A 24,285-nucleotide genomic window follows, 5' to 3' on the forward strand; every position below is an offset into this window, starting at 1 on the left:
GTATCAATACACTCGATATTGACGGTTTTGATCCAATAACAGACTCAGTTTGACCGTATCATGAACAGCACTACTGTTCACTTCTGCGGTAATCCGAAATCTCAGTGATAATGGGTTCAAATCGTCTCTTTCTGACGTCACCACAATGTCTTTCAATCGTGGCTCATATTTTCTTAAACAGTCCTTAATCGCCATGCGGATTCTGACAGCCAAATCAAGTGTTTCCAGTGTCGCATCGTTAAAATCAACGAGCCCCAGCTCAGGTGCGCTCTGCGCTTCCCCCAGCCGGGTATTCAGAACATTGGAAACGTTCCGCTTGATCGAATTAAGCACATCGTTTGCATCTGGTCCCTGGGTCAAAGACCGGGGTCTTTCGCCGGCTTCTAAGCGTTCAAAGAAGCCGACGCCAAATGCAACCTCTTCAGGCGCAATATAAGACATATTACTGATCTAAACGGCCAACGAGTGACAATTCAAAGTTCGCACCCATGTACTTGAAGTGTGGGCGAACTGCCAGCGATACCTGATACCAGCCTGGGTTACCTTCTACATCAGACACTTCAATGCGTGCAGCACGAAGTGGACGACGACTACGAACGTCTGCCGGTGGGTTTTCCTGATCAGCAACATACTGTTTGATCCAACCATTCAGTTCACGCTCAAGATCTTGTCTCTCTTTCCATGAACCGATCTGTTCGCGTTGCAATACTTTGATGTAGTGCGCAAGACGGTTAATGATCATCATGTAAGGGAGCTGAGTACCCAGCTTGTAGTTGGTTTCTGCTTCTTTACCTTCTTTCGTATTCGGGAAGACTTTTGGCTTCTGAATCGAGTTGGCAGAGAAGAATGCCGCATTGTCGCTGCCTTTACGCATCGTCAGTGCGATGAAACCTTCTTCTGCAAGTTCAAATTCTTTACGGTCGGTGATCAACACTTCCGTTGGAATCTTCGCTTGTAAAGCACCCATTGTTTCAAAAACGTGGACCGGTAGATCTTCAACCGCACCACCACTTTGAGGACCAATGATGTTCGGACACCATCTGTATTTTGCAAAGCTGTCTGTCAAACGCGTTGCAAATGCAAAGGCTGTGTTACCCCACAGATAATGTTCATGAGATTCACGGACACTTTCTTGATAGTTGAAGGTTTTGATTGGATTCTCGATTGGATCGTAAGGTACACGCAACAAGAAACGTGGTGCAGTCAGACCCAGATAGCGTGCATCTTCAGATTCACGCAGCGAACGCCACTTGGTATATTTCGGACTTTCGAAGATCGATTTCACATCTTTGATATTAGGAAGTTCTTCAAAAGAGTCGATACCAAAGAATTCAGGACCTACACTCGAAATAAACGGTGCATGAGCCATTGCGCCAAGCGCACCCATGTACTGAAGCAGCTTCATATCTGGTGTAGACGGCGTGAACGCATAGTTGCCGATCATCGCGCCTGTCGGTTCACCACCAAACTGACCGTAACCAGAAGAATAAACTTGCTTATACAGACCTGATTGAGAGATTTCTGGTGCAAATTCAAAATCTTCCAACAGTTCTTCTTTGGTGACATGGATGATGTCAATTTTGTTGTTTTCTCTGAAATCGGTACGGTCGACGAAAAGCTTCAGTCCACGCCATGCAGATTCCATTTGCTGGAATTTTTCATGGTGAAGGATCTCATCCATTTGCGCACTGATTTTTTTATCCAGCTCAACCAGCATTTGGTCAACCAGTGATTTATTGACTGGTTCTGATTCTTGGCTCGAACCAATCAGGTTTTCGATAAACGCGGCAACACCTTTTTTCGCGATATCATAACCTTCTTCATTCGGCGCAAGACGTGTTTGAGCCATAATTTCATCTAACAGGCTAAGTTCACCAGCCTGGGGACTTTCTAGTACCGTTTCTTCTGTAGCAGACATTAATCAAGTTCCTATGACAATAAGTTAAAAAACACCAAAAGTATTGCGTCTATCGTTACTCTTGAGGTTCTTTTTCTTCAGACCCGCCGACAATATCCAGTTCAGCAAGGAGCTTTTCACGAGACTCTTCAGATGCGATCAAAGCTTGTAAACGCTCTCTGAATGCCGGGATATTTCCTAAAGGACCTTTTAAAGCAACCAAGGCTTCACGAAGTTCGATCAGCTTATTCAATTCCGGAACCTGAGCCGCAACTGAATCTGGGGCAAAATCTTGCAACGACTTAAAGCTCAGCTCGACTGGTAACTCAGCATCAGGGTCATCACCCAATTTGTTTTTTACAGTTGCGCTGATTGAGAGGTTACTCTCACGCATCACTGACTCGAAGTTGTTCTTGTCAACTGAAACAGATTGACGATCCTCAACCGGTGTTTCTTCCGTGTGACCTTTAAAATCACCAACCACTAATGTTTTGAGTGGTAATTCAATTTCGGCCTGTTGATCCCCTGTCGCAGGAACATATTTAATATTAATGCGCTCTTTCGGAGCGACACTACCTTCTTTAGACATAACAAGTCTCCAATACCTATGCCAATAGTCGTTGCTTGCGTATATTCATTTCACCAGCAAAATGGTGTCAGAGCAGAAATAATATTCTGACTCAGACATGAGAACACGAATCACATTCGCATCAATTAAATAAGTAAAAACATCCACTTATTTAATAATGTTTTCAAATCGATGATATTACACTTAAATTCAACCAATTATTAAATCCCCTTATTTTATCTAAGGAAATAAATAAAACACCGTGCCTTATTTATAAATCCCAATAAGTGTCGTGATTATAAAAGGTTACCTTTTCTTTATAAGTGTCTGTAATCTTTTGAGCACGCTCAATATCCGGAGGTGTCATCTCATTAGTAATATCAACAAAAAATTGTTCCATTGATTTATGTAAGCTTGTCAGCCGATCGCTGCCGGCATAATCCAAATAAAGCTCAGAATAAGCACGGGCTTTAATTAAATCTTCATCGACAAACCGATAAGATGATGCTTCACCTGCATATATTTTCGCGACAACCGCCAGAGATGTCAGATCACCAGCATCCAATGCCCGCTGGCGCCATTCAAACGCTTTCTTAAAATCACCGCGCCCTTCATATAGTTCAACACATGCTTTCATGGCCGGGATAAAATGATGTTCCGCTGCATTGCGGTAATTGGTATAGATCCCAGTCGAAAACCTTGTTTCCGTATATAACCGATTAATATCATCAAGTGATCTTCTGGAGTTATCCATCCATGCCAGTGGATAGCTGTAATCCATCGCGCGTTGTAAATAGTATTCAGACTGATCCGGGTCAGTTTTTTCATAGTAAAGCGACAGGTAATACACTGCCTTTGCAGGTTGTGTCGCTGCGAGTCTGACCAAACCATCATGGTAACGTTTATGCCATGACTGTCGAATCGTGGTTCGTAACCAACTGCCATGTTGATAGAGGTAATTCATCGCGTGCAGATTACCCTGATTCGCCGCCTGCTCAACATACTCTCTGACAAGCCGAGGCGTCCGGATGGTCGGGTTGTATTCCGACAACTCTATCGCATATAAATAAGCAGCATCCGCGTCACCTTTATCGGCAGCATATTGCAAATAATGCCGAGCTTCTTCATTTTTAAACTGCGCACGCAACAAACGCCCTTTCTCATAAGCCTGAGTTGGGGTCAAAAAATTAATATCATAGTCGTACTTTTGCTGATCTGATTCCGGCATCTGAATCGAAACACGATTCAAGTCGTCATGATCGATGTTTTCATGGCCCATGTTTTCATGACTGGAGCTTTCATCACCTAAGCGCTCATGACCAAACCGGTCACGAGTCAAGTTGTCATGCCCGGTGGCATATGGATTTTCATCGATTGTCACCGCTGCCTCAGGATTCACAACTTCGTCTGCCATGACAACATTGCTGCAAGAACCGAACACAAAAGCACTGAATAAAAATGCCTTGTTTTTAACCGATATTAACACTGCTACCACCTTGTAAAGCGCCACCACAACTGATCGGGTCACCAGCACGGGCAGCTGGCTTTCCATCAACCATCACCGTTCCTGAACCTGCTGCAATAGAGCGTCCATGAGGTGGATGTTTCGGCTTATCATGTGGCGCAAGAGGATCACCTTGCCGAGCCGCAGGAATACCATCATATTTAACGGTCCCTGAGCCTGCGGTAACAGGTGTAGGAGGAAAGCCATCATGATCAGAACCAGTATTACCAACGACGATTCCGTTTCCCATTTTTATGCCTCTGTTGTTAGCTGATAAAAGTGTGAATCAATACAAAATCAGTTGAACAATCACCAGATTTTGCCGGCAACTACTTAGAATTTATCTATTTTTTTATTCTTGCCGATTGTTTTTTATTCAGTCGGGCAATATCTTGCCTATCTCAAGCAATATATTGCCTAATTGGTGAAATAATTTTCTCTTATATTGACAAAATAATCTAGTGCAGGATATCTAAAAACATTTTTATTATTTAATAAATTTTCATTTACCGCAGAAGATCACAAAACAGCCCAAGGTCAGATGTCAGTCAGATTACATTTATGATAAACACCAACAATTCACACAATATTTTCACAAAAAAGTTTTCACTCTGATACTAAATGTGTACAATATTCGGTTTTTCTATAAAAACCTCGCGTTTTTTCTTGAGTCAGGCAGATAAAACAAGTCATACCACCCATGATAAGATCATAAAAATATGATGCCGATTCCATTTTTAATACAAAATGAATGAATAAAATATTTATTTCACTCATATAAAAATATCCAAAGTCCATATTCTCATAGGTGGTATTCCAGATTTTTAATCAGTGATATATTTGAAATGCTCAAATTATATTCACTCTATCTATGAACTGGTCATATCCGTTCGATTGATATAAAAAATGAATAACATCATGTATAAAATAAATATTTCGGAGCATTCGACTCGCCAAGTTTATCCACCCATAAAATAATTAAAACTTGCAAGTTACTCAGGAATATAGATTTATTTGTTTCACATCGATATCAGCACCTCTTTGACTTTCACATATTTTGGACGGCTCTTCAGTAAAATCAGTATGACGGTAACGCATACTAGGGGCTGTTGATCTTTCATGGTTGAATTTTGTTCAACCTGAACGGGTATTGATCGCGGCGCGGGGCATGCCGCTTAGCTATCCTAAGCAAATGACCCGCAACAGAGAGCAAGACACGTTCAGATCAGCAGACCGCTTTATAAGCGTCTAACAACACGGGTAAACCGATTGAACAGTCCTCTGACCTTTGAAATAAGTGATGGTGAGCTTGTTTTTATACCGTGAATTTATCCATACTTTTTGTATTGTTTTTTATGCATCATATTGATAATGTTTCGACGATTTACCCATAATAAAAACAAACAAAAAAATGAACGGATATACATGAAATAATTCATATTTTTCCGGAACTCTAACAGGCGGAGTGGCTTTATGTTCAATCGATCTTGGCGAAATACCTCAAAAAAACAATCCCTGAATGACGAACCCCCAGTCAAAGTGAAAGCAATCTCAAGCCATGAGATTAGTGTCAATCAATTAGAAGAAATGAGTTTCCATGCGAGTGCCACGACGCTTGTTCTCGCCTATATATCACCACACCTTCCTTTCGAAGCGATTTCAAAAAAGTTAAAAGAGGCGATGCCTTTTGCAAAACATGTCGTCTCGGTCATGAGTGCAGGAGAGCTAGGCGGGCGAGATAAAAAAGGGCTCTATCATGCAACGCCGGAACGCTGGGATAACATTGTCATCCAAAGCTTCAGTGAGCGGGTATTTCAAGCCATCTCTATCGCCGAAGTGCCTCTTTATTGCGAAGATATCAAAAGTGGTCAAATCAAGTTTAGCCGCCAAGACCGGATCGCACGGATTCAGAATGAAATCAAAAAAGTTAATCTTGATTTTCCCGTCAGCTACCTCGATACCGTGGCACTGACATTCTTTGACGGTCTCTCTTCTTCTGAAAATTTCTTTGTACAAGCCCTCTACCAGTCTGATTGTTTTCCCTGCTACTTTATTGGCAGCTCAGCCGGTGGCAAACTGGATTTCGGTCAGGCCGATGTCGCTTTAGACGGAAAAATCCTGACCAACAAAGTCTGTTTGGTGTTTGTCAAACTGGCCCCCGCCATTCGCTATGGCATCTTAAAAACACACAACTTTGAAGTGACATCAACCCACTTTACGATCGCAGAAACAAACGCCGCCACGCGCACTGTGCAAACATTCCTTGATGAATCGACGATGGCGCTCCAGTCCCCTCTATCGATGTTATGCCGACATTTTGCCTGTCCCCCATCCAAACTGGAATCCATGCTTGAACAATATAGTTTCGGGGTAAAAATTGGCAACGAAACGTATATCCGCTCAATTGCCAATATTAACTATGAAGACGAAACCATCAATTTCTTCTGCGACTTTTCATTCGGTGACAAATTATATCTGATGAAAGCAAAAGACTTCTCAGAATCAATCCAGCGTGATTATGCCGCATTTCAGCGTGGTAAACCGCGTGAGCCCATTGCGATGCTCGCAAACGACTGTATCCTGCGTCGCTTACATAATGGGCCGTCACTCTCTGCCGTGCATAATTTTGACCATATTCCTGCAGTTGCCGGATTCAGTACATTCGGTGAATTTTTGGGGCTGCATCAAAATGAGACGCTTACCGCGCTTTATCTGTATCAAGTCCACGAAGGGGAATCATTTCACGACGAATACACCAATAACTTTCCCATTTACTACAGCCACTTCAAAGCCTATTTCTTGCAGAATGAATTGCATAGCCTGAAGAAAGTCGCGTCACTGCAACAGACCACGATCCGGGATTTATTCCGCTATAAGGAGCTATTGGGACGAATGCTCCAAAGTTTACAGAACGTCGCTTCCTACGCCAGAGATACGTCAGACGTACTCCAGGATGTTCAGACTCAGTTTTCCGGACTCTCCAGTGAAGTGAGAAAACAAGCTGAGCATAGTCAGGAACTTCAGCAGTATGTTGAAACTTTGAAAACCAATTCAAGCAAGATTCAGGATATTCTGGATGTCATTGATGGGATTGCAGAAAGAACCAACTTACTGGCACTCAATGCTGCAATTGAAGCCGCCCGGGCCGGAGAGCAGGGACGAGGATTTGCCGTTGTTGCCGATGAAGTGAGAAACCTATCCCAGAGTACTCAACAAAGTCTCAGCTCTACCGGAGAGACGGTGAACAATCTTTATTCTTCAATCGATGCCATCAAAGATGTCATTGAAACAACCGTTGCTTTGATGGAACATGTCAATAACTCTTCACTCGGCCTGAATCAAGAAATGAGCAAGATGTTAACCCTATCCAACGAAGCATCTTCCAGCATTGAAGAAAGCATCAACGATATTAATGAAGTTCAGTCTGAACTGGCCCAAATTGATCAGAACGTTCTGACCATCACACGGTTGACTGAATCTCAAGCCCAGTAATGCAAGTGTGTGGCATCATTTCTCCTTTTGCAGATAAATGGTGCCAGCCTCATGAAGCCGGAAAAATATCATTCCCCCGTCCGAGGGAATCCGGTAAAATCATACTTTGTGCATGGCAATGATCCATTGAGGAAATAAGGGAATAGATGGCGACAATCATTGATGTCTGTAAAGCGGCCGGTGTATCAAAAGCGACCGTCTCCCGAGTGATCAACGGCAGCCCGCAAGTCAAAGAGAAAACCCGGATACGCGTACTTGATGCGATGAAGTCATTGGGATTTCAGCCAAACGTTCTGGCACAAGCCTTGGCGACTAACACCTCAAACACGATTGGACTCATCCTGCCTCACTTTGATAGCTATTACTTCGGTTCAATCTTGAAACAGACGGCACAAACACTCCAAAAATCCCAAAAAAAGCTGTTTGTCATGGAAAGTCATAACAGTGAAGCCGGAGAAATTGAAGCGCTGAATACACTCGCGCTGCAACGCTGTGATGCCATCATGATCTACAGCCGTTATCTCAGCGAAACCCAGCTCATCCACTATCAAGAACAGACACAGCGACCGCTGGTTGTCTTAAACCGCAGTCTATCCACACAGCAGTTGGTCAGTTTCAGCTTTGATCAATACCAACTCGGTTCGCTTGCGGTAGAACACCTATTGCAACTTGGCCATCGCAACATTGTCTGTCTGACCACACCGTTGAACAATCAAACCGGCCAGCTTCGCTTACAGGCTTATCGAGATCACCTCGCTCAACACAATATTCCGGTGAATGAAGCCTTGATCATCGAAGGGAAAAGCACTCATATCTGGGGATACACCGCCGTTATGCAGTTGTTGGATCAGGGGCAAACATTCAGCGCCATCTTTTCCTGTAATGACGACATGGCTCTCGGAGCGATCCGGGCATTACATGAACGAGGGCTTTCGGTGCCTCAGAATATCTCCGTGATGGGTATCGATAATGAGCCAGCGGCATTTTATTCTATCCCGAGCCTGTCTACTGTCTCTCTGCCTATCGAACAACTCACCATTGATGCAACCAATCTGGCGATTAACATGGCCAATAAGATCACCAGTACGCCGCAGCATTTCGAATATTTCGGCGCACTGGAACTGCGGGAATCAACACACCCCCTCTCATAATCCATGACTTGTGATGACTCATCCGTATACCGCCACCATCGTTGCTCATGTCTGATGCCGATGCACCCGCTGATGCCCCGCAGCCACACAAACATGCATTGATGACACTGACGTGCTCTTAACCCAAAATTAACCCTTATATGATAAATAGATATAAGTCAATAGAATGATTTCTCTCACACATATATCAAGTGTGACTAGATTCAAAAAATTTGAAAGTAACGAACGAAATTATGTTATCGAAGTCACAGTTATTTCGGCTCATAATCACTCTCGACATAACGAAATAATAAATAAACCAACAACGAATATGGGTGAGATTATGAAAAACCAACTATCACTAGCTGCCGTTACTGCAATTGCAACGCTACTTTCAGCCAATGTATTTGCATCTGAATCACAATATGACATGAGTATCTATACACTACCGGATCAAGCGATTGTCAAAGTGACTGAAAACGGCCAACCTGTTAGTCAGGTTCCTGTTGAAGTTGATGGTGGCAGTCAGCACCAAACATTAATGACTTCTGAGCACGGTACTGTCATTGTAGAAAACAATGAAAACCATTCCCGTAGCTTCAAGATTAGTGTCAATGAACCAAACGGTGAAAAAATCGTCACTCATCGCTTTATTTCAGTACAACACTAATTCAAATTGATACTGTCCATAGGGCTTTCGAGCCCAACCGCAACAACAGGGGAGCATTGCTCCCCTGTTTTATATTTAAAAAGTAAATGAATACCAGATTGATGGCGTTTGTCACGCAATCGCCATTGCCAGCAAACTGATCGGGTGAATCGCTTCAAGCCGGGTGTTCTCTTCGATCTGCCATTTACAGGTTTCACAATCCGTAATCACCATATCCGCACCCGATTGATCAATCGATTCAAACAAGTGTGCCCCGATCTTCATCGATACCGGATAGTTCTCGGTCTTAAAACCATATGTTCCGGAAAGGCCACAACATTCACTATCGAGAACCGTCACCGTGACTCCCGGAATCATTTTCAGTAATTCAATGGTAAAAATCGCCAGTCCGCTGCGTTCCAAATGGCAAGGTGTGTGATAAACCACATGCAGATTCAATGGTTTCATCGCCGGTTGCTGCCCATTCATAAATGATCGCAGTAAAAATCGCGTCACATATTCGATTTTGTCGGCGACCTGAGAATTATCGACCCCGAGTACATGCGGGTATTCCTGCTGCAATGTAAAAGAGCAGGTTGACGACGTGGCAAGAATCGGGGTTTGATAATCTTGCACAGCCGATATCATTGATTGAACATTTGCCTCAGCATTCTGACGTGCTTTGTGATGAAATCCGTTCGCCATCAAAGGCACACCACAACATTTTTCACGTTCCAACAAGCGAACTCCGATGTTCATCGCATTCATAACTTTGATGAAGTCTTTGCCCAGTTGCGGATGGTTGTAGTTCACATAACAGCCGTGAAAATAAGTCACCTGATGCTGATATAACGGCTGACGGGTGCAGTTTTGTTTAAACCACCGTCTGAATGTGCCGTGGGAATACTTGGGTAATGATTTATGCTGGTGAACCCCAATCACCTGATGCATGGCTTTTTTGACTATCGGTAGAGCGGTTGTTGCGTTGATAAGCGGTGCCAACGGTGATGCCAGTGTACCGAACAGATCGGTATGGCTGAGGACATAATCCCGGATGCGTTTCGGATTAAGCGGCTCCTTGCCATATTTACCGCGAGCCACCGCAATCATATCGCCAATTTTGACCCCGGAAGGACACGCCGTTTCACACCGTTTGCAATTGGTACAATATTTCAACGCCTCATCGTAATAAGCCGGATTCTTGATACGTAAACGCTCACCATCCGGACCGCACTGTTTCGGGCCCGGGTAGTCAGGGTTTGCCTTCGAAACCGGACAATAAGCAGTACATACCGTGCACTTGATACACTGTTCAAACGAGGTACTCTGAGGGGCAAGCTGAGTAAAACGACGATTCATGAGAGAGCCTCCTGACAAGTTGCCGGACATACATTATCGGTGATGCATTGCTCAACGGCATGGTACGCAGTTGCAATGGCGACACCGCCACCACTGCCTTCAAACACGGGGTCATAGCCGGCCAGCATTGCCCCACAACAATAAAGGTTAGTAATCGTTTCCCCGCAATAACTCGGATGCAGCTGATCGTTGGTTGATACCCCAAAAGTCATAAACGGATGCGGCTGATGCTGCGCGACAAAATCATGCCCGCCCCATTGTGTTCTCGGCGTGATTTGCGCGACGTCCAAACCGAAAACGGGCTCTTTGATCGCCTGTCGTGATGCCTGTAACCCCTGACTGAAATAACTGCCGGTTGCCATGATATAATGCTCGGCCCGAACCGGGATATCGGTCAGATTCCGGGTATACACTTCTGTCAGACGGTGTCCTTCAAAGTGGCCGCCGAGCACTTGATCCCCCTTGAGGTGAACGCCCCCCGCCTGAATAAAAATCCGGTGTAACGCGGCTTCGAGGCGCATGCCCATCAACGACGGGGGCATGGTCGGGACCTCATGAAAATGACGCTGTGTTTCCTGCTGTAAGCGATCTAAGATTGCCATCCCATCGCCATGACCAACGACCGCGGGCAAAATCACCAAATCATCGGACTGGGTCATCTCCGTCAGTTGTTCACAAAATGCCGACCAAATCGGCGCCTGTTGCAGCAAATGAGCAATATCAAGCGAACGTCGTTCACACGGATGACGCTGATCATGTTCAACACTGGGAAGATGAATCGTCGCAATCCGTATCGGCAACCCGGAAAAATCAGCAATACGGGCTAAATTATCCTTCAGGATCTGTGGCTGAAAATCGCGGTATCCTGCCAGCGCAATAATCACAATTTCACGAAAACGGGCGTTCGTACGATGCTGATAGACATGTGGCTGAGATAACCAAGTCGCTTTCAGCGTCCCAAACGGTGTAATACGCCAATGGTTGGCATGATCCGGCTGATGAGAAAGCGCAACCTCTGCGGCCAACATCTCTTTAAACCACAACAAACTCTGCTTGACGCCTGTCCGGCCAACTTTCACATAGGGATGTTGCACCGTCTGACGGATGGTCTGTTGCCGTGAGTCGGCCTCTTCCGGTAACGCCGCTTCCTGCGATACAGCGGACGTCAGTCCACCATTTTCTAACTGAGCGTTGTCTAACTGAGCGCTTTGTAATTGGAAGTTTTGTAACTGAGAAATGGCCGCGAAAGGATCCACGACCGGCTCGCCCGTTGGCAGGCGACCCAACACATCAATAGAGCCTGAAGAAAAATGCAGCGCACTCTGCCCCTGACTGATTAGCACGGTTTTCCGACCAGCCTGCTGACTGCGGATCGCAGCACAATAGCCGGCAATTCCGCCGCCGATCACGGCGATATCATAATTCATCATTGGCGTTCCTCCTGCTGCGAATCTGTGTCCATCACCGGTTGCTCTCCCACGCCAAGCAATCCCTGATAGATCCAGTAACTGAACTCTGCTTCCCGTAATGCATTGCCCCAGAAGATCGGCTTAATGCCTTTCCAGCGTTCTTCCAGAAAGTCGGTCAACAAAGCACCAGATTCACAACCATCCATCTCAGCGTATTCTGAAAACAGTGCCGCAGCCCGATAACTACACAATTCACCCTGACAGGGGCCCATTCCTAAACGGGTCCGACGCCTGAGATCAATCAGGTTTTTGACATCCAACTGTGAAATCGCATATTCGATTTCACCGGCTGTCACCATTTCACATTCACAGATCACCGCCTGACTTTCAGGATTATCTGCTAAAAATTGTTCCGCGCGTTCACCATGACGGTAAATTGCCGATTCATAAACGGGTTTGGCGAGGCTGGCTGTTTTTTTCGCCTGCTTCGGCATACCGTTGGCTCCGGGCAGCGGTTTGATATGCGTTTCACACGGTGCGGAATGACCCAGTTTTTGCGCGACTATATCGGTTGCCCATTCCGCCATGAGACGATAAGTCATGAGCTTACCACCGGTAATCGTCGTCAGCCCTTTCAGGCCATCCCGCGCTTCATGATCCAGTAAAACGATCCCCCGGCTGATATTACGGCCGCTACCATCATCATCAACAGAAACTAACGGCCGGACACCGGCATATGCCCGGAGGACCCGCGTATTGGCCATAATCGGAGCGAGCTTTTCCCCTTCTTTGAGCAGTAAATCAACTTCACGTTCAGTCACTTGCAAATTGTCGATCTGGTCATAATCCACATGTTCAGAGGTCGTACCGATTAAAGATATGGTATCTCCGGGCACCAGAATATCGGCATCGGCCGGTTTGCGGCAGCGATTAATCACGAGGTTATTAATCCGGTAATCCAGAATCAGCAAAGACCCTTTGGCGGGAAACATGCGAATTTTCAGATCCGCATACTCACAAATATTCTGCCCCCAGATACCAGCGGCATTGATCACCTCTTTGGCATAGATTTCAAGATGTTCACGGGTATCTGAACGCCAGGCCCGAACACCAAGCACAGTATCCCCCTGACGAATCAAGCCTTGTACCCATGTACGATTCAATACACGCGCACCATGTTCTTTCGCGTCCAGAATGTTCGCACTACACAACCGAAAAGGATCTAATGTGCCGTCAGGCACTTTGACGGCACCAAGCAACTGTGGGTTAACATGCGGCTCTAAAACCAGCGCTTCTTTGGCACTTAAACGCGTCGTCTCAATGCCGGCAACGCCACAAGCCTTGATGAATGTATCCTGATAAGCCAAATCGTCTTCCGGTAAGGTGACAAACAAACCGTTGGTCGGTTCGACACAGTGTTTGGCGATCCGCCTGAGGATTTGATTTTCCTGAATACATTCTTTTGCGGATTCAGGATCGGTCACCGCATAACGCGCACCCGAATGTAATAAGCCGTGATTTCGCCCCGTCGTCCCGGAAGCTATATCATCCCGTTCGAGTAAAATACAGTCGATACCACGTAACGCACAGTCACGCACGATGCCAGTGCCTGTTGCACCACCACCGATAATAACGACATCTGTTTCCAACCTTCGGGCAACCGCCATGTATATGAACCTTCTGATATCAATGCACTTATAAATAGTGTGTCATTTATTATCTAAAATGTTCGATATATTGCTCACAAAAGAGCGAACGAACATTTTTAATCAATCCAGAGTTCAATGAGAGATCGTCATATTACGTGGTTTATCACAATCATGATGGGTGCGGGACGACGTGGCAGAGGCAAGCAAACTCTTGAGTGAATCGCCCTCCCTTCCCCTGCATTGACTGATGTACAGTCGTCATCCGTCAACGGATAGCACAACCACTGTCAATGCTTTTATCAATACAAATGAAAATACAGGCGATTTTTTGGCTCAAAACTGACATTTCAGCATTCGTATTGTTCCATTAAACAGGGTGTCATCCTGTAAAATTATGCTCTAATTAACAAAAATAGAAATAAAAGACACACAACTGTGTTCGAACACTCATTAATTATGTTTGTTTGTTTTCGCGCAAAGAATTCTATGCAGAATGAGCCGTGCATCCGTGCATATACGTGAGTAAAACAAGGACTCTTACCTATGGCTCGAACAAAACAACATACCCTACTAGGGGAATGCATCGCTGAATTTATCGGAACAGGGTTACTGATATTTTTTGGTGTTGGCTGTGTGGCTGCGCTGGTTCTCACCGGAGCGTCATATGGGCAATGGGAAATCAGTATCATTTGGGGGCTCGGCGTGTCGATTGCAATCTATTGCACGGCAGGTGTCTCCGGTGCACATATCAACCCTGCAGTAACGATTGCTCTGGCAGCATTCCACGGTTTTAACAAAGCAAAAGTACTGCCTTACATCGCATCACAAATCCTCGGTGCATTTTGCGCTGCGGCATTAATTTACGCGTTGTATAGCAACTTATTCGCCAACTATGAAGTCACCCATGACATGCTGCGCAGCAGTCAGGCGGCACTCGCAACAGCCGGTATTTTCTCAACTTACCCGAATGCATCATTATCCTTCTTTGGTGCCGTGGCCGTTGAATTTACCATCACTGCGGTACTGATGTTTGGGATTCTGGCGCTCGGTGATGAAAATAACGGCGCACACAGAAACGCGATGAACCCGCTGTTGATTGGGATACTCATTGCCGTCATCGGGAGCTCATTAGGGCCATTGACTGGCTTTGCCATGAACCCCGCCCGGGATTTCGGCCCCAAACTGTTCGCTTATCTGGCTGGTTGGGACTTTGCCTTGACTGGCGGTAAGGATATCCCCTATTTTATTGTGCCGATCGTCGGACCGATTGCCGGTGCGTGCTTCGGTGCCTGGGCTTATCCTAAATTCATCGCGACATATTTGCCGACCGTCGGCGTCGGTTGCACCATCCCGAACCAATGTGATGATACCAATGCCAAAGACAATACAGAGGCGCATGTTTGAGTGCGCCCAATCGCAAGTTGATAAAAGTAAAAATAAGTTAAGCAGCAACTAAAACACGAAACAATAAAGATGAAGGAATGAACCATGACTGAGCAAAAATACGTAGTCGCCCTTGATCAAGGGACAACAAGCTCAAGGGCCGTCGTACTTGACCATGATGCCAATATCGTCAGTGTATCTCAGCGTGAATTTACTCAGATTTATCCCGAAGCCGGTTGGGTCGAGCATGACCCGATGGAAATCTATGCAACCCAGAGTTCAACATTAATCGAAGCCATTAGTAAGGCTGGGATTCGTAGTGATGAAGTGGCAGCAATCGGGATTACCAACCAACGTGAAACAACGATTGTCTGGAATAAAGAAACCGGTAAACCGGTCTACAATGCCATTGTCTGGCAATGTCGCCGTACCGCAGAGATCTGTGAAACCCTCAAAGCACGCGGACTAGAATCATACATTCGGGAAAACACCGGGCTATTATTAGACCCTTATTTCTCCGGAACAAAAATCAAATGGATTCTGGATAATGTCGAAGGTGCCCGTGAAGATGCCGAAGCCGGCAAATTGTTGTTCGGGACCGTGGATACTTGGCTGGTGTGGAAAATGACACAAGGTCGCGTCCATGTCACGGACTACACCAACGCCTCACGGACGATGCTGTTCAACATCAATACATTGCAATGGGATGAGAAAATTCTGCAAGAATTCGGCATTCCGCTTTCCATGATGCCGGAAGTTAAAAAATCTTCAGAAGTCTACGGTCAAACCAACATTGGTGGTAAAGGGGGAACCCGTATTCCAATCGCCGGGATTGCCGGAGACCAGCAAGCCGCGCTGTACGGACAAATGTGTGTTCAGGCAGGACAGGCAAAGAATACCTATGGTACCGGCTGCTTCCTGTTGATGAACACCGGACAGGAAAAAGTCACCTCCAGTAATGGTCTGCTGACCACACTGGCCTGTGGCCCGAATGGTGAACCGGCTTACGCACTCGAAGGGGCTGTCTTTATGGGTGGCGCGGCAATTCAGTGGCTCAGAGATGAACTGAAACTGATCTCCGATGCGAGAGATTCCGAATATTTTGCGACCAAAGAAGATACCGCAAACGGGGTTTACGTGGTGCCGGCATTTACCGGTTTAGGCGCGCCATATTGGGATGCTTATGCACGCGGTACCATTGTCGGCCTGACCCGGGGCGTCAATTCAAACCATATCATTCGTGCAACACTTGAAAGTGTCGCCTATCAGACTCGGGACGTGCTGGATGCCATGCAAGCGGACTCCGGTATTCAACTGGCAGGGCTAAGAGTGGATGGTGGCGCGGTTGCCAATAACTTCCTGATGCAGTTCCAGTCTGATGTGCTGGATACGCAGGTACTTCGTCCGAAAGTCACCGAAGTGACGGCCTTGGGCGCGGCCTACCTTGCCGGTCTTGCCGTCGGTTTCTGGGATAGCTTAGACGAGCTCAAAGACAAAGCCGAGATTGATCGCACCTTCTCACCACATCATGATGAAGAAAAGCGGCAACGTCGTTATAAAGGCTGGAAACGCGCAGTCAAATGTGCACAAACCTGGGCTGAAATGCATAACGAAGAGTAATCAGCCACACCGATCAGAAAATTGATCATGCAAAGCACTAAGTCAATCTGGCTTAGTGCTTTTTTATTGGCACAAGTTTATTGATTCGTTTTTTATTCGCACGTCTTTTTTATTAACACGCCTTTTTTATTAACATGACCCGTCCTAACTAAGGTTGACACTTTTCCAGCCACAAATTGGAGAATGTCATGAAATCAATAGGTAAACGTACACAGCAAGATTATTCCCTTGCCTTTAAATTGGCGGTTGTTGAGCAAGTTGAAAAAGGTGAAATGACTTATCAACAGGCTCAAGAGCGGTATGGTATTCAAGGTCGCTCGACTGTTTTAGTTTGGCTTCGTAAGCATGGTCAACTAGATTGGTCTTTAGGCGCCTCTGAATTAAAGGGAAAAGGTATCGCTATGTCTCAGTCATCTTCCCCACAAACACCTGAACAACGCATTAAAGAGCTTGAACAACAATTAGAAGAAACTCAGCTAAAAGCCGATTTTTTCGAGGCTGTTGTAAAAGTCATGGACAGAGACTTCGGAGTCCGTCTTTCAAAAAAGCGCAAAGCCGAATTATTGAGGAAAAAACGCTTTCAAAGTTAACCGTGACAAAAGCTTGCTTGTTTATCGGGATTTCACGCCAAGCATACTACAAGCGCTGCGAAGCAGAAAAAGAACGAGTCTCCCATGAGACTCATGTGCTCATTGCTGTGAAGAAAGAGCGTCTGGTACAACCTAGAATAGGTGTCAGAAAACTAAAATATATTTTGTCACAAAAGTGTTTAATCATCGGCCGAGACCACTTGTTTGCTCTTCTTAAAGCGAACCAACTTCTTGTTCCAACAAGGCAAGCATACCATCGCACGACGAACAGCCATCATCGATTTCATTGTCACCCTAACATCATAAAATCGGGTTATGCGCCTGAGCGTCCCGAGCAGTTGTGGGTTGCAGATATTACTTATCTACCGACTCGTGAGGGAGAAACTTATCTCAGTTTAGTCACGGATGCTTACTCTCGGAAAATCGTTGGTTATCACGTTGATGACAACATGAAAACTCAATCCGTTAAGCAAGCGTTTATTCATGCGCTTAAAAGTAGAAGAACTCACCAACCACTCATTCATCACTCAGATAGAGGGTTACAGTATTGTTCGGCAGAGTATCAAACGCTTCACCAACAGAATGGCGTCAGTTGCTCAATGACAGATGGGTATGATTGTTACCAGAATGCGTTGGCAGAACGAGTCAATGGAATACTCAAAAATGAATATCTTCTTAACAAGCCTGCGAATTTAGAAGAAGCACGAAAGATGGTTGCAGAGTCGGTAAAAATCTATAATCAATATAGGCCACACACAGCTTTAAAATACAAAACGCCCGATGAAGTACATCGAGCGTTTTACTAAAATGTGTCAACCCATATCAGGACGGGTCAACATGAGTGGGTATTACCGCACGGAATCGAGCAGCACTACTTCACCACACACATCGGCGTGCCGGCGATCGGATCGCGATGCACTTCAGCATCCAGCGCAAAGACATCTGCCAGCAATTGTGTGGTCAGTATTTCCTCTGGCGCCCCCTGAGCGACAACCCGCCCGCCATTCATCACAATCAGATGATCACAATAACGACAGGCCTGATTGATATCATGCAAGACCGTCACTAATGTTTTTCCTTCATGATTCAAGCGACGCATCAGTTTCATCAGCTCAACCTGATGGTTCAAATCAAGATAAGTGGTCGGCTCGTCGAGAAAGACATAGTCGGTATCCTGCGCCAGCGTCATCGCAAGCCAGACCCGTTGACACTGACCGCCGGACAGCTCCGCGATTTTCCGTTCGGCAAATGCCGTCACCCCCGTCAATTGCATGGCCAGTTCGACTTGATCCTGATCGGTCTGGGTTAACTGTCCCCAAAAACCGGTATAAGGGCTCCGGCCATAACCGACCACATCACGGACCAGAATCCCCTCTGGCACTTCCTGAGACTGAGGCAATAGCGATAGCACCCGAGCCATCGCCTGTGATGAGTAATCCCGGATATCTTTGCCCTGCCACTGAACCATGCCTGACTGCGGGGCGAGAAGACGCACTAACGCTTTCAGCAGGGTTGATTTCCCGCAACCATTGGGCCCGAGCAAAGCGGTGATTTTCCCTGATAAAATCTGTAGGTTCACCTGCTGAACAATCGGTGTTTCACCGTATCCGACATCAAGATTCTCTGTCTTCAGTCCCATGTTTATCTCATTTTGACTAATAAATACAAAAAGTAAGGCGCCCCGATTGCAGCGGTGAGGATCCCGGCCGGCAGTTCAATCGGCGGATCAATCACCCGGGAAACGAAATCCGCAACCAGTAAGATCAAGGCCCCGACCAACATGCCTGTCGGCAACAAGATTTGATGCTTACCACCGACCAGTTGACGCGCCAAATGCGGGGCGATCAACCCCAAAAAGCTAATCGGCCCGCAAATCGCAACCGCAGCCGAAGTCCACCCCACCGCGATTGCCAGCGCAATCAATCGGGTCAGCTTGACGGTTACTCCCAGACTGGTCGCCCGCTGCTCGCCTAATACCAAAATATTGAGTGGATGACTTAACCCCAGTACCACTGGCAGAAGTACACACCACGGCAACAAGAGCTGAATCTGTTCCCAACTGCGTCCCCATAGACTGCCGGTCAGCCAAAGTAAGGCGTTATTAATATCCAGCGGATGAATCAGCATGATGAAATCAATCGCACTGCCATAAAAAGCCGCAAGTGCCACACCGGTAATCGCCAGTTTCACCGGTGCCAGATTGCCTCGTACCAGCAATGCCAGAATCAAGGCCGAAACAATTCCTCCGACCAGCGCAACCCACGGCAGCCATAAGACCGAGACTGTCGGAAACAGCGTCATCATCACGACGGCCGCTAACCCCGCACCATGACTGACACCCAGAATATCAGGCGATGCGAGCGGATTGCGAATCACACCTTGGATCAGGACACCGGCCGTTGCCAGCATCGCCCCGACCAGAATTGCCACAATCGCGCGCGGAAAACGGTAATCATAAATCGTAAAAGCAAAGGCGCCTTGATTGTGTAATCCGTGCCATAACTGTGTCCAGCTCAGATCAACCGCCCCGTATTTCAGACTCGCTAAAAAACTGACGACAATCAGCCCACTCAGGATCAACGGCATCTTCAATCCATGATTCATCGTTCTTTCCTGACCAGATAGATAAAACAAGGCGCGCCCATCAGTGCCAACACGGCACCCGCCGGTGTTTCTGAGGGAAAAATCACCCAGCGACTAAACATATCGGCACTTAACGTCAGCATCGCCCCGACCAAAGCGGTGCCCGGCACCAACCAACGCAGATCATAGCCAAATAATTTCCGCGCCATATGCGGCACGATCAAGCCGACAAATGCAATCGAACCCACGGCACTGACACACACCCCGACGATGATAAAAACCAATAGTCCGGTGAATGCGCGAATCCATGTCAAACGAACACCGAGGCTTTGGACCCGCTCATCACCCAGAGCAAATAAATTCAACTTGGGCGCCAAAGCCCATGCCATCAGCAAAGCGAGCAATAACGGCGGCCAGCTCAAAACGACCTGTTGCCAGCTCACACTGGCAAAAGAACCGGCAAGCCACGTCATCACCCCTGTGGCCTGATCTTCAACCAAGATCACCAGCGCTTTGGTCATCGCCGCACACAACGCAGAGACGGCAATACCAGCCAAAACCAGCTGTTTACGCTCGGCTCCGGTGCGCCATGCGCCCCCGAGCACCACCACAATGGTCCACGCCAGTGCCCCGCCGACAATCGCGGCAATCGGCTGGCTGAGATAAGCTTGTTGTAAAAACAGGGTTGATGTCAGTGCAACGCCCAAAGCGGCACCAGCATTGACGCCAAATAAACTGGGTGATGCGAGCGGATTACGGGTCAGCGTCTGCATTAACAGCCCGGCAACGGCCAGCCCGGCACCCACCAAGATCGCTTCAATCACTCTGGGCAGACGGATCTCAACAATAACCGTTTCGGCAATCCCCGGGGGTTGAGACGAAAAAAAGGCATCATAAGGTGTACTGAGCGACATCGGAATGGCAGAAAAAGCCCACAACCCCCACCATGCGAGTAACACCACCAATCCACTCAGACACAAGAGCAGCATGATACGTATCATCCGGGTGTGCGTCGCACTGGGACGAGTGGTTGGCGAGGGACGACTCATGACGATGGCGACACCAACTGAAGTAAGTCTTTTGCCATATATTCAGCCGCCAGAATTCCCCGACATCTTGACCAAAGGTTACCACTCACGGAAATCACATGATGCGCCCGAGCAGCCCCTAACATCTGCCACAAAGGCCGCTTTCTCCACCGCTGGATAATACTGTTCGGGGTATAGTCACCGATGACGAGATAGTCCGGATTGATCGCTAACAGCTGTTCCAGTCCAATCTGGTGACTGGCACGATCATTATATAATGCCGGGGGCGACTTAAATCCTAATGCCTGAGCCACCCCGCCCGCATATGAATCATTGCCATGGGCATGAAAAGCATTTTCCCGCGCGACACCAAACAACAACGTTTTACCCTGTAAAGCGTGCAACTGCTGACGATATTCAGCCATCCGTTGTTGATGTAAAGCGAGTCGTTGCTGCATTGCCTGTGCTTTGCCGACAACGGTGCCAATGACAGCAGCGGCAGCCAGATTATCGGCATAGGTCTCCCGACGCGAGTGGAGCATCAGTGTCGGCGCAATTTTCACCAAATCATCATACACAGCCGCATGACGATCCGCATCAGCAATGATCAGATCCGGTTGCAGCGCGGCAATCATCTCCAGTGACGGTTGAGAACGCGTTCCCACCGAAACCCAGTCGGAAAACTGTGCCCGGACAGCCGGTAACAGACGCTCAGCATCTTTATCATCGGCAATCCCGACAGGGCTGACATGGACAGCCGCCAGTGCATCCGCAAAAGAGAACTCCAAGACAACAATTCGCTTCGGAATATAATCGATTGAAAATGTGCCCCGTTGATCCTGAACCGTCACCGCCAGAACCGATGTCGAAACCCCGCACAATAACAAGAGTAGCAAAGCAATACGTCGCATAGAGCCCTTCAGCATGTTGTAAAACATCCAAAAATCAAAGTATTGAGTCATATTTAAATGAGAATTGTTCATATTACGAAAAACGCAGGTATAACACCAGCAATAGGCACGGTTTGTCTCTCAATCACATTCGGTCTGACTGAGACAAGCCGTTGATACAAAGATCTGATAGCGCAATCTGATACAAAAAAACGATACAAAAAGGCCCGGAAAAACACCGGGCCAATGCATATCAGAATGAATAATCTGCTTGTAAATAAACACGACGCCGCTCACCGACAAACGAGCCGGTTGCCTCAGTGAAACCACTGACCGCATAGGATTTATCAAACAAGTTTTTCACATTCAGCTGGAACTTCCAGTCATGCCACAAGGTCTGCCATGACATATCGTACACCGTGAACGGCTTCACTTTTTGCGCAGCTTGGGTGAGCTGTTCACTGACATAATCCGCCCCGAACCCAATGGAGGAATCAATCGCAGGGAAATGATAGCGTGTCCATAAACCCAGTTGGTTATGTGGTGCGTTGGCAAAACGTTTGCCGGCAGTCCGGTTAGAAAACTTACCATATCCCTGTTTAACCAACGTATCGTTATACGCGTAAGACAGGTTCGCAACCCAGTTTTCCGTTAAGTCAGCCAAGATATCCACTTCGATCCCCTGACTACGAACCTTGCCATACGCCACCTGCTTATCACTGTCATTCGGATCGGTTTGCAGGACGTGTTCCTTGGTAATGTGGTAGAGCGCCACATTCATATTGACCCGATTATCAAACAGGTACGTTCTCACCCCAGTCTCATACATCAAACTCTCTTCCGGATCGAACGGCCCGCCATTATCGGACGCCTGAGATGCCGCGGCCTGAGGGACAAAACCGGTTGCAATCACCGCATAAGGGTGGAATTGCGCGTTGATCTTATAGGTAGAGCCGATCCGGTAAGAGAACCCTGTTCCGGTGTACTGTTCTTGCGTCTCTTTCTTCAAATCAACCACTTTATCGCGGTAACCGTCAAGCCGAATCCCCGACAGCACATTCCATGCATCGGTGATTTGCCATTGATCCTGAAGGTACGCCCCGTACCGCTCTTCACGAGAGTCGGTATGTTTTGCCAGCGACAGGTTATATGAGGAGACATCATCCGGTGTGTAATCCGGATGCGTCAAACTCCGGTCAGAAACACCATCTTTACGCTTCGCGCGGTGGTAATTGAATTCATTGTCGAGCCGATAATAATCAGCCCCGAACAGCAGCGTATGTTGTTCCAGCTGCGCCACCAGATTCGCGGTCACAGAGCCCGCTTTATTAGTTCGCAACTGATCGCGATATTCACGGGTAACCGTATCATTGATACCGTCGCTGTTGGTATCTTTCAAGCTTCTCGATTCGTGATACTTCTGCGTATCTTCATTTTCAAAATAACGCAAAGTCACATCACCGGAGAGCCAGTCATTGATATTATGATTCACACGCACCTGATAGACTTGCGCCTCCAGATCATGGTAATCACTGGCGTCATTGGCATTCCATGATGCAGCGGCTAAAAAGTTACCGTCGTCATCGGTCGGAATCCCGCGGATTCGTCCCCCGCCGATATGCTGAGTCACATTGATATATTGCAGACCAATCGTGGTATCGGCTCCGGCATCCCACTCATAACCTAAATCGATAATGCGGTTACGGGTGTCGGTATTTTTACGATAAGGATTTTCATGATCTTGATAAATACCGAGACGATAACGCTGCGACTGATCGGCATTGGCAGAGCCGGATAACTCCATCTGAGCACTGGTAAAATCTTGATTGCCACCGGTTACAGCGACATGGCGCTTAGTCGCGTATGTTGGCTTTTTAGTTGTATAGTTGATGGTGCCGCCCGGTTCACCACTGCCCATCACCGCTGCGGCAGGGCCTTTGAGCACTTCAACCCGCTCAATATTAAATAACTGTGGAATCGACAACCCTTCAAACGGGTCGCCGCGCACACCGTCATACAGTACGTGGTCCTGACGGAAGCCCCGGAACGTCACATAAGAATAATTGTATTGGCTGACACCGCTCATTGAGCGGTACAAATCGGTAATCTGCCGTGCGGCCTGATCCTCGATCAACTGGCGGGGCAACACCTGAATCGACTGCGGTGTATCATCAATCGCGGTCGGGGTTTTCGTCGCCAGAGAGGTTTCTTCAGCACGATAAAGAGACAGTGCCCGTCCGTGGACAGTCATGGTTGCATCGGCAGAAGTTGTCTTGGTGTCGTCACTTGCCACTGCTGCGGCAGAAAAGCTGAGCGCGATCATCAACGCTAAAGGTGTTTTTTTACCTAAAGGAGAAGATGTCGGCGTTTGATTATTGTGTTTGGCATGAATCATGAGATGGTCTGATCCGTTTATTCAATTGAGATGTGCATTAAAAGAGATGAAAATCTAAATGAGTTTAATTCCCATTTCAAGTAATTGTTAAATTTATCGCTAAAATGGCGTTAAATTGCCGGGAAATGAATGCATTGGG

At 46.9% G+C, this 24,285-nt stretch carries 18 protein-coding genes and 2 pseudogenes; 6 read left to right on the forward strand and 14 right to left on the reverse strand.

Going from position 1 to position 24,285, the window contains the following annotated elements; all coding sequences use genetic code 11:
• Nucleotides 1-3: 3 nt before the first annotated feature.
• From tssE to BSQ33_RS19920, 5 genes are all read right to left on the reverse strand, one after another.
• Nucleotides 4-441, reverse strand: coding sequence for a type VI secretion system baseplate subunit TssE (gene tssE, locus BSQ33_RS19900; RefSeq protein ID WP_088135075.1), 438 nt, complete (start codon nucleotides 439-441; stop codon nucleotides 4-6).
• Nucleotide 442: 1 nt separating this feature from the next.
• Entirely contained in the window at nucleotides 443-1,918 is a 1,476-nt protein-coding gene (gene tssC, locus BSQ33_RS19905) for a type VI secretion system contractile sheath large subunit (protein WP_088135076.1), read from the reverse strand.
• A gap of 55 nt (nucleotides 1,919-1,973) precedes the next feature.
• Nucleotides 1,974-2,486, reverse strand: a complete 513-nt coding sequence (gene tssB / locus BSQ33_RS19910) for a type VI secretion system contractile sheath small subunit (protein ID WP_072963197.1) — start codon at nucleotides 2,484-2,486, stop codon at nucleotides 1,974-1,976.
• Nucleotides 2,487-2,736: 250 nt separating this feature from the next.
• Nucleotides 2,737-3,879 carry a sel1 repeat family protein gene (locus BSQ33_RS19915; RefSeq protein WP_157721460.1) on the reverse strand — a complete coding sequence of 381 codons (1,143 nt, stop codon included), beginning with the start codon at nucleotides 3,877-3,879 and terminating at the stop codon, nucleotides 2,737-2,739.
• A gap of 55 nt (nucleotides 3,880-3,934) precedes the next feature.
• Nucleotides 3,935-4,219, reverse strand: a complete 285-nt coding sequence (locus BSQ33_RS19920) for a type VI secretion system PAAR protein (protein ID WP_038184374.1) — start codon at nucleotides 4,217-4,219, stop codon at nucleotides 3,935-3,937.
• 1,223 nt (nucleotides 4,220-5,442) lie between these two features.
• Between BSQ33_RS19920 and BSQ33_RS19930 the strand changes: the two genes are divergently transcribed.
• The 3 genes from BSQ33_RS19930 to BSQ33_RS19940 all read left to right on the forward strand — a co-directional run bounded on the left by BSQ33_RS19930 (nucleotide 5,443) and on the right by BSQ33_RS19940 (nucleotide 9,261).
• Nucleotides 5,443-7,461: a methyl-accepting chemotaxis protein gene (locus BSQ33_RS19930; RefSeq protein WP_088135079.1), complete on the forward strand. Its 2,019-nt coding sequence runs from the start codon at nucleotides 5,443-5,445 to the stop codon at nucleotides 7,459-7,461.
• Nucleotides 7,462-7,607: 146 nt separating this feature from the next.
• Nucleotides 7,608-8,612, forward strand: a complete 1,005-nt coding sequence (locus tag BSQ33_RS19935; protein ID WP_088135080.1) for a LacI family DNA-binding transcriptional regulator — start codon at nucleotides 7,608-7,610, stop codon at nucleotides 8,610-8,612.
• A 322-nt stretch (nucleotides 8,613-8,934) separates the two neighbouring features.
• Complete coding sequence (locus tag BSQ33_RS19940; protein ID WP_157721461.1) at nucleotides 8,935-9,261, forward strand: hypothetical protein; 327 nt, start codon at nucleotides 8,935-8,937, stop codon at nucleotides 9,259-9,261.
• A gap of 111 nt (nucleotides 9,262-9,372) precedes the next feature.
• Here BSQ33_RS19940 and glpC read toward each other — a convergent pair whose 3' ends face one another.
• From glpC to glpA, 4 genes and pseudogenes are all read right to left on the reverse strand, one after another.
• Entirely contained in the window at nucleotides 9,373-10,599 is a 1,227-nt protein-coding gene (glpC, locus tag BSQ33_RS19945; protein ID WP_088135082.1) for an anaerobic glycerol-3-phosphate dehydrogenase subunit GlpC, read from the reverse strand.
• A pseudogene (glpB, locus tag BSQ33_RS19950) lies at nucleotides 10,596-11,957 on the reverse strand (glycerol-3-phosphate dehydrogenase subunit GlpB); the annotation flags it as partial. The pseudogene glpB and the gene glpC, both read right to left, overlap by 4 nt.
• Nucleotides 11,958-11,966: 9 nt before the next feature.
• Nucleotides 11,967-12,029: pseudogene (locus tag BSQ33_RS22185) on the reverse strand (hypothetical protein); the annotation flags it as partial.
• Nucleotides 12,026-13,675, reverse strand: coding sequence for an anaerobic glycerol-3-phosphate dehydrogenase subunit A (glpA, locus tag BSQ33_RS19955; RefSeq protein WP_088135083.1), 1,650 nt, complete (start codon nucleotides 13,673-13,675; stop codon nucleotides 12,026-12,028). The pseudogene BSQ33_RS22185 and the gene glpA, both read right to left, overlap by 4 nt.
• 525 nt (nucleotides 13,676-14,200) lie before the next feature.
• Here glpA and BSQ33_RS19960 point away from each other — a divergent pair.
• From BSQ33_RS19960 to BSQ33_RS19970, 3 genes are all read left to right on the forward strand, one after another.
• Nucleotides 14,201-15,061, forward strand: coding sequence for an MIP/aquaporin family protein (locus BSQ33_RS19960; RefSeq protein ID WP_088135084.1), 861 nt, complete (start codon nucleotides 14,201-14,203; stop codon nucleotides 15,059-15,061).
• Between the two features lie 84 nt (nucleotides 15,062-15,145).
• Nucleotides 15,146-16,660 (forward strand): glycerol kinase GlpK, encoded by a 1,515-nt coding sequence (gene glpK / locus BSQ33_RS19965; protein ID WP_088135085.1) that lies wholly within the window; start codon nucleotides 15,146-15,148, stop codon nucleotides 16,658-16,660.
• A gap of 188 nt (nucleotides 16,661-16,848) precedes the next feature.
• A protein-coding gene (locus BSQ33_RS19970; protein ID WP_198298138.1) for an IS3 family transposase occupies nucleotides 16,849-18,056 on the forward strand; the annotation gives its coding sequence in 2 pieces (ribosomal slippage) (nucleotides 16,849-17,200 and nucleotides 17,200-18,056; 1,209 coding nt in all).
• A 65-nt stretch (nucleotides 18,057-18,121) separates the two neighbouring features.
• Here BSQ33_RS19970 and fecE read toward each other — a convergent pair.
• The 5 genes from fecE to BSQ33_RS19995 form a co-directional block, all read right to left on the reverse strand.
• On the reverse strand, nucleotides 18,122-18,889 hold the full coding sequence (gene fecE, locus BSQ33_RS19975; RefSeq protein WP_088135086.1) for a Fe(3+) dicitrate ABC transporter ATP-binding protein FecE: 768 nt from the start codon (nucleotides 18,887-18,889) through the stop codon (nucleotides 18,122-18,124).
• Between the two features lie 2 nt (nucleotides 18,890-18,891).
• On the reverse strand, nucleotides 18,892-19,854 hold the full coding sequence (gene fecD / locus BSQ33_RS19980; RefSeq protein ID WP_088135087.1) for a Fe(3+) dicitrate ABC transporter permease subunit FecD: 963 nt from the start codon (nucleotides 19,852-19,854) through the stop codon (nucleotides 18,892-18,894).
• Nucleotides 19,851-20,882 carry an iron chelate uptake ABC transporter family permease subunit gene (locus BSQ33_RS19985; RefSeq protein ID WP_232472002.1) on the reverse strand — a complete coding sequence of 344 codons (1,032 nt, stop codon included), beginning with the start codon at nucleotides 20,880-20,882 and terminating at the stop codon, nucleotides 19,851-19,853. The genes fecD and BSQ33_RS19985 overlap by 4 nt, the downstream gene beginning before the upstream one ends.
• Nucleotides 20,879-21,772, reverse strand: coding sequence for a Fe(3+) dicitrate ABC transporter substrate-binding protein (locus BSQ33_RS19990; RefSeq protein WP_088135314.1), 894 nt, complete (start codon nucleotides 21,770-21,772; stop codon nucleotides 20,879-20,881). Before BSQ33_RS19990 ends, BSQ33_RS19985 begins: the two co-directional genes overlap by 4 nt.
• Before the next feature lie 232 nt (nucleotides 21,773-22,004).
• Nucleotides 22,005-24,146 carry a TonB-dependent siderophore receptor gene (locus BSQ33_RS19995; protein WP_088135088.1) on the reverse strand — a complete coding sequence of 714 codons (2,142 nt, stop codon included), beginning with the start codon at nucleotides 24,144-24,146 and terminating at the stop codon, nucleotides 22,005-22,007.
• Nucleotides 24,147-24,285: the final 139 nt, after the last annotated feature.

Source organism: Vibrio gazogenes, from assembly GCF_002196515.1.
Taxonomy (GTDB): domain Bacteria; phylum Pseudomonadota; class Gammaproteobacteria; order Enterobacterales; family Vibrionaceae; genus Vibrio; species Vibrio gazogenes_A.

Bases quoted from the DNA above. Each gene is read 5' to 3' on its own strand.
- tssE (WP_088135075.1), bottom strand. From the start codon at position 441: ATGTCTTATATTGCGCCTGAAGAGGTTGCATTTGGCGTCGGCTTCTTT.
- tssC (WP_088135076.1), bottom strand. From the start codon at position 1,918: ATGTCTGCTACAGAAGAAACGGTACTAGAAAGTCCCCAGGCTGGTGAA.
- tssB (WP_072963197.1), bottom strand. From the start codon at position 2,486: ATGTCTAAAGAAGGTAGTGTCGCTCCGAAAGAGCGCATTAATATTAAA.
- BSQ33_RS19915 (WP_157721460.1), bottom strand. From the start codon at position 3,879: ATGGCAGACGAAGTTGTGAATCCTGAGGCAGCGGTGACAATCGATGAA.
- BSQ33_RS19920 (WP_038184374.1), bottom strand. From the start codon at position 4,219: ATGGGAAACGGAATCGTCGTTGGTAATACTGGTTCTGATCATGATGGC.
- BSQ33_RS19930 (WP_088135079.1), top strand. From the start codon at position 5,443: ATGTTCAATCGATCTTGGCGAAATACCTCAAAAAAACAATCCCTGAAT.
- BSQ33_RS19935 (WP_088135080.1), top strand. From the start codon at position 7,608: ATGGCGACAATCATTGATGTCTGTAAAGCGGCCGGTGTATCAAAAGCG.
- BSQ33_RS19940 (WP_157721461.1), top strand. From the start codon at position 8,935: ATGAAAAACCAACTATCACTAGCTGCCGTTACTGCAATTGCAACGCTA.
- glpC (WP_088135082.1), bottom strand. From the start codon at position 10,599: ATGAATCGTCGTTTTACTCAGCTTGCCCCTCAGAGTACCTCGTTTGAA.
- glpA (WP_088135083.1), bottom strand. From the start codon at position 13,675: ATGGCGGTTGCCCGAAGGTTGGAAACAGATGTCGTTATTATCGGTGGT.
- BSQ33_RS19960 (WP_088135084.1), top strand. From the start codon at position 14,201: ATGGCTCGAACAAAACAACATACCCTACTAGGGGAATGCATCGCTGAA.
- glpK (WP_088135085.1), top strand. From the start codon at position 15,146: ATGACTGAGCAAAAATACGTAGTCGCCCTTGATCAAGGGACAACAAGC.
- fecE (WP_088135086.1), bottom strand. From the start codon at position 18,889: ATGGGACTGAAGACAGAGAATCTTGATGTCGGATACGGTGAAACACCG.
- fecD (WP_088135087.1), bottom strand. From the start codon at position 19,854: ATGAATCATGGATTGAAGATGCCGTTGATCCTGAGTGGGCTGATTGTC.
- BSQ33_RS19985 (WP_232472002.1), bottom strand. From the start codon at position 20,882: ATGAGTCGTCCCTCGCCAACCACTCGTCCCAGTGCGACGCACACCCGG.
- BSQ33_RS19990 (WP_088135314.1), bottom strand. From the start codon at position 21,772: ATGCGACGTATTGCTTTGCTACTCTTGTTATTGTGCGGGGTTTCGACA.
- BSQ33_RS19995 (WP_088135088.1), bottom strand. From the start codon at position 24,146: ATGATTCATGCCAAACACAATAATCAAACGCCGACATCTTCTCCTTTA.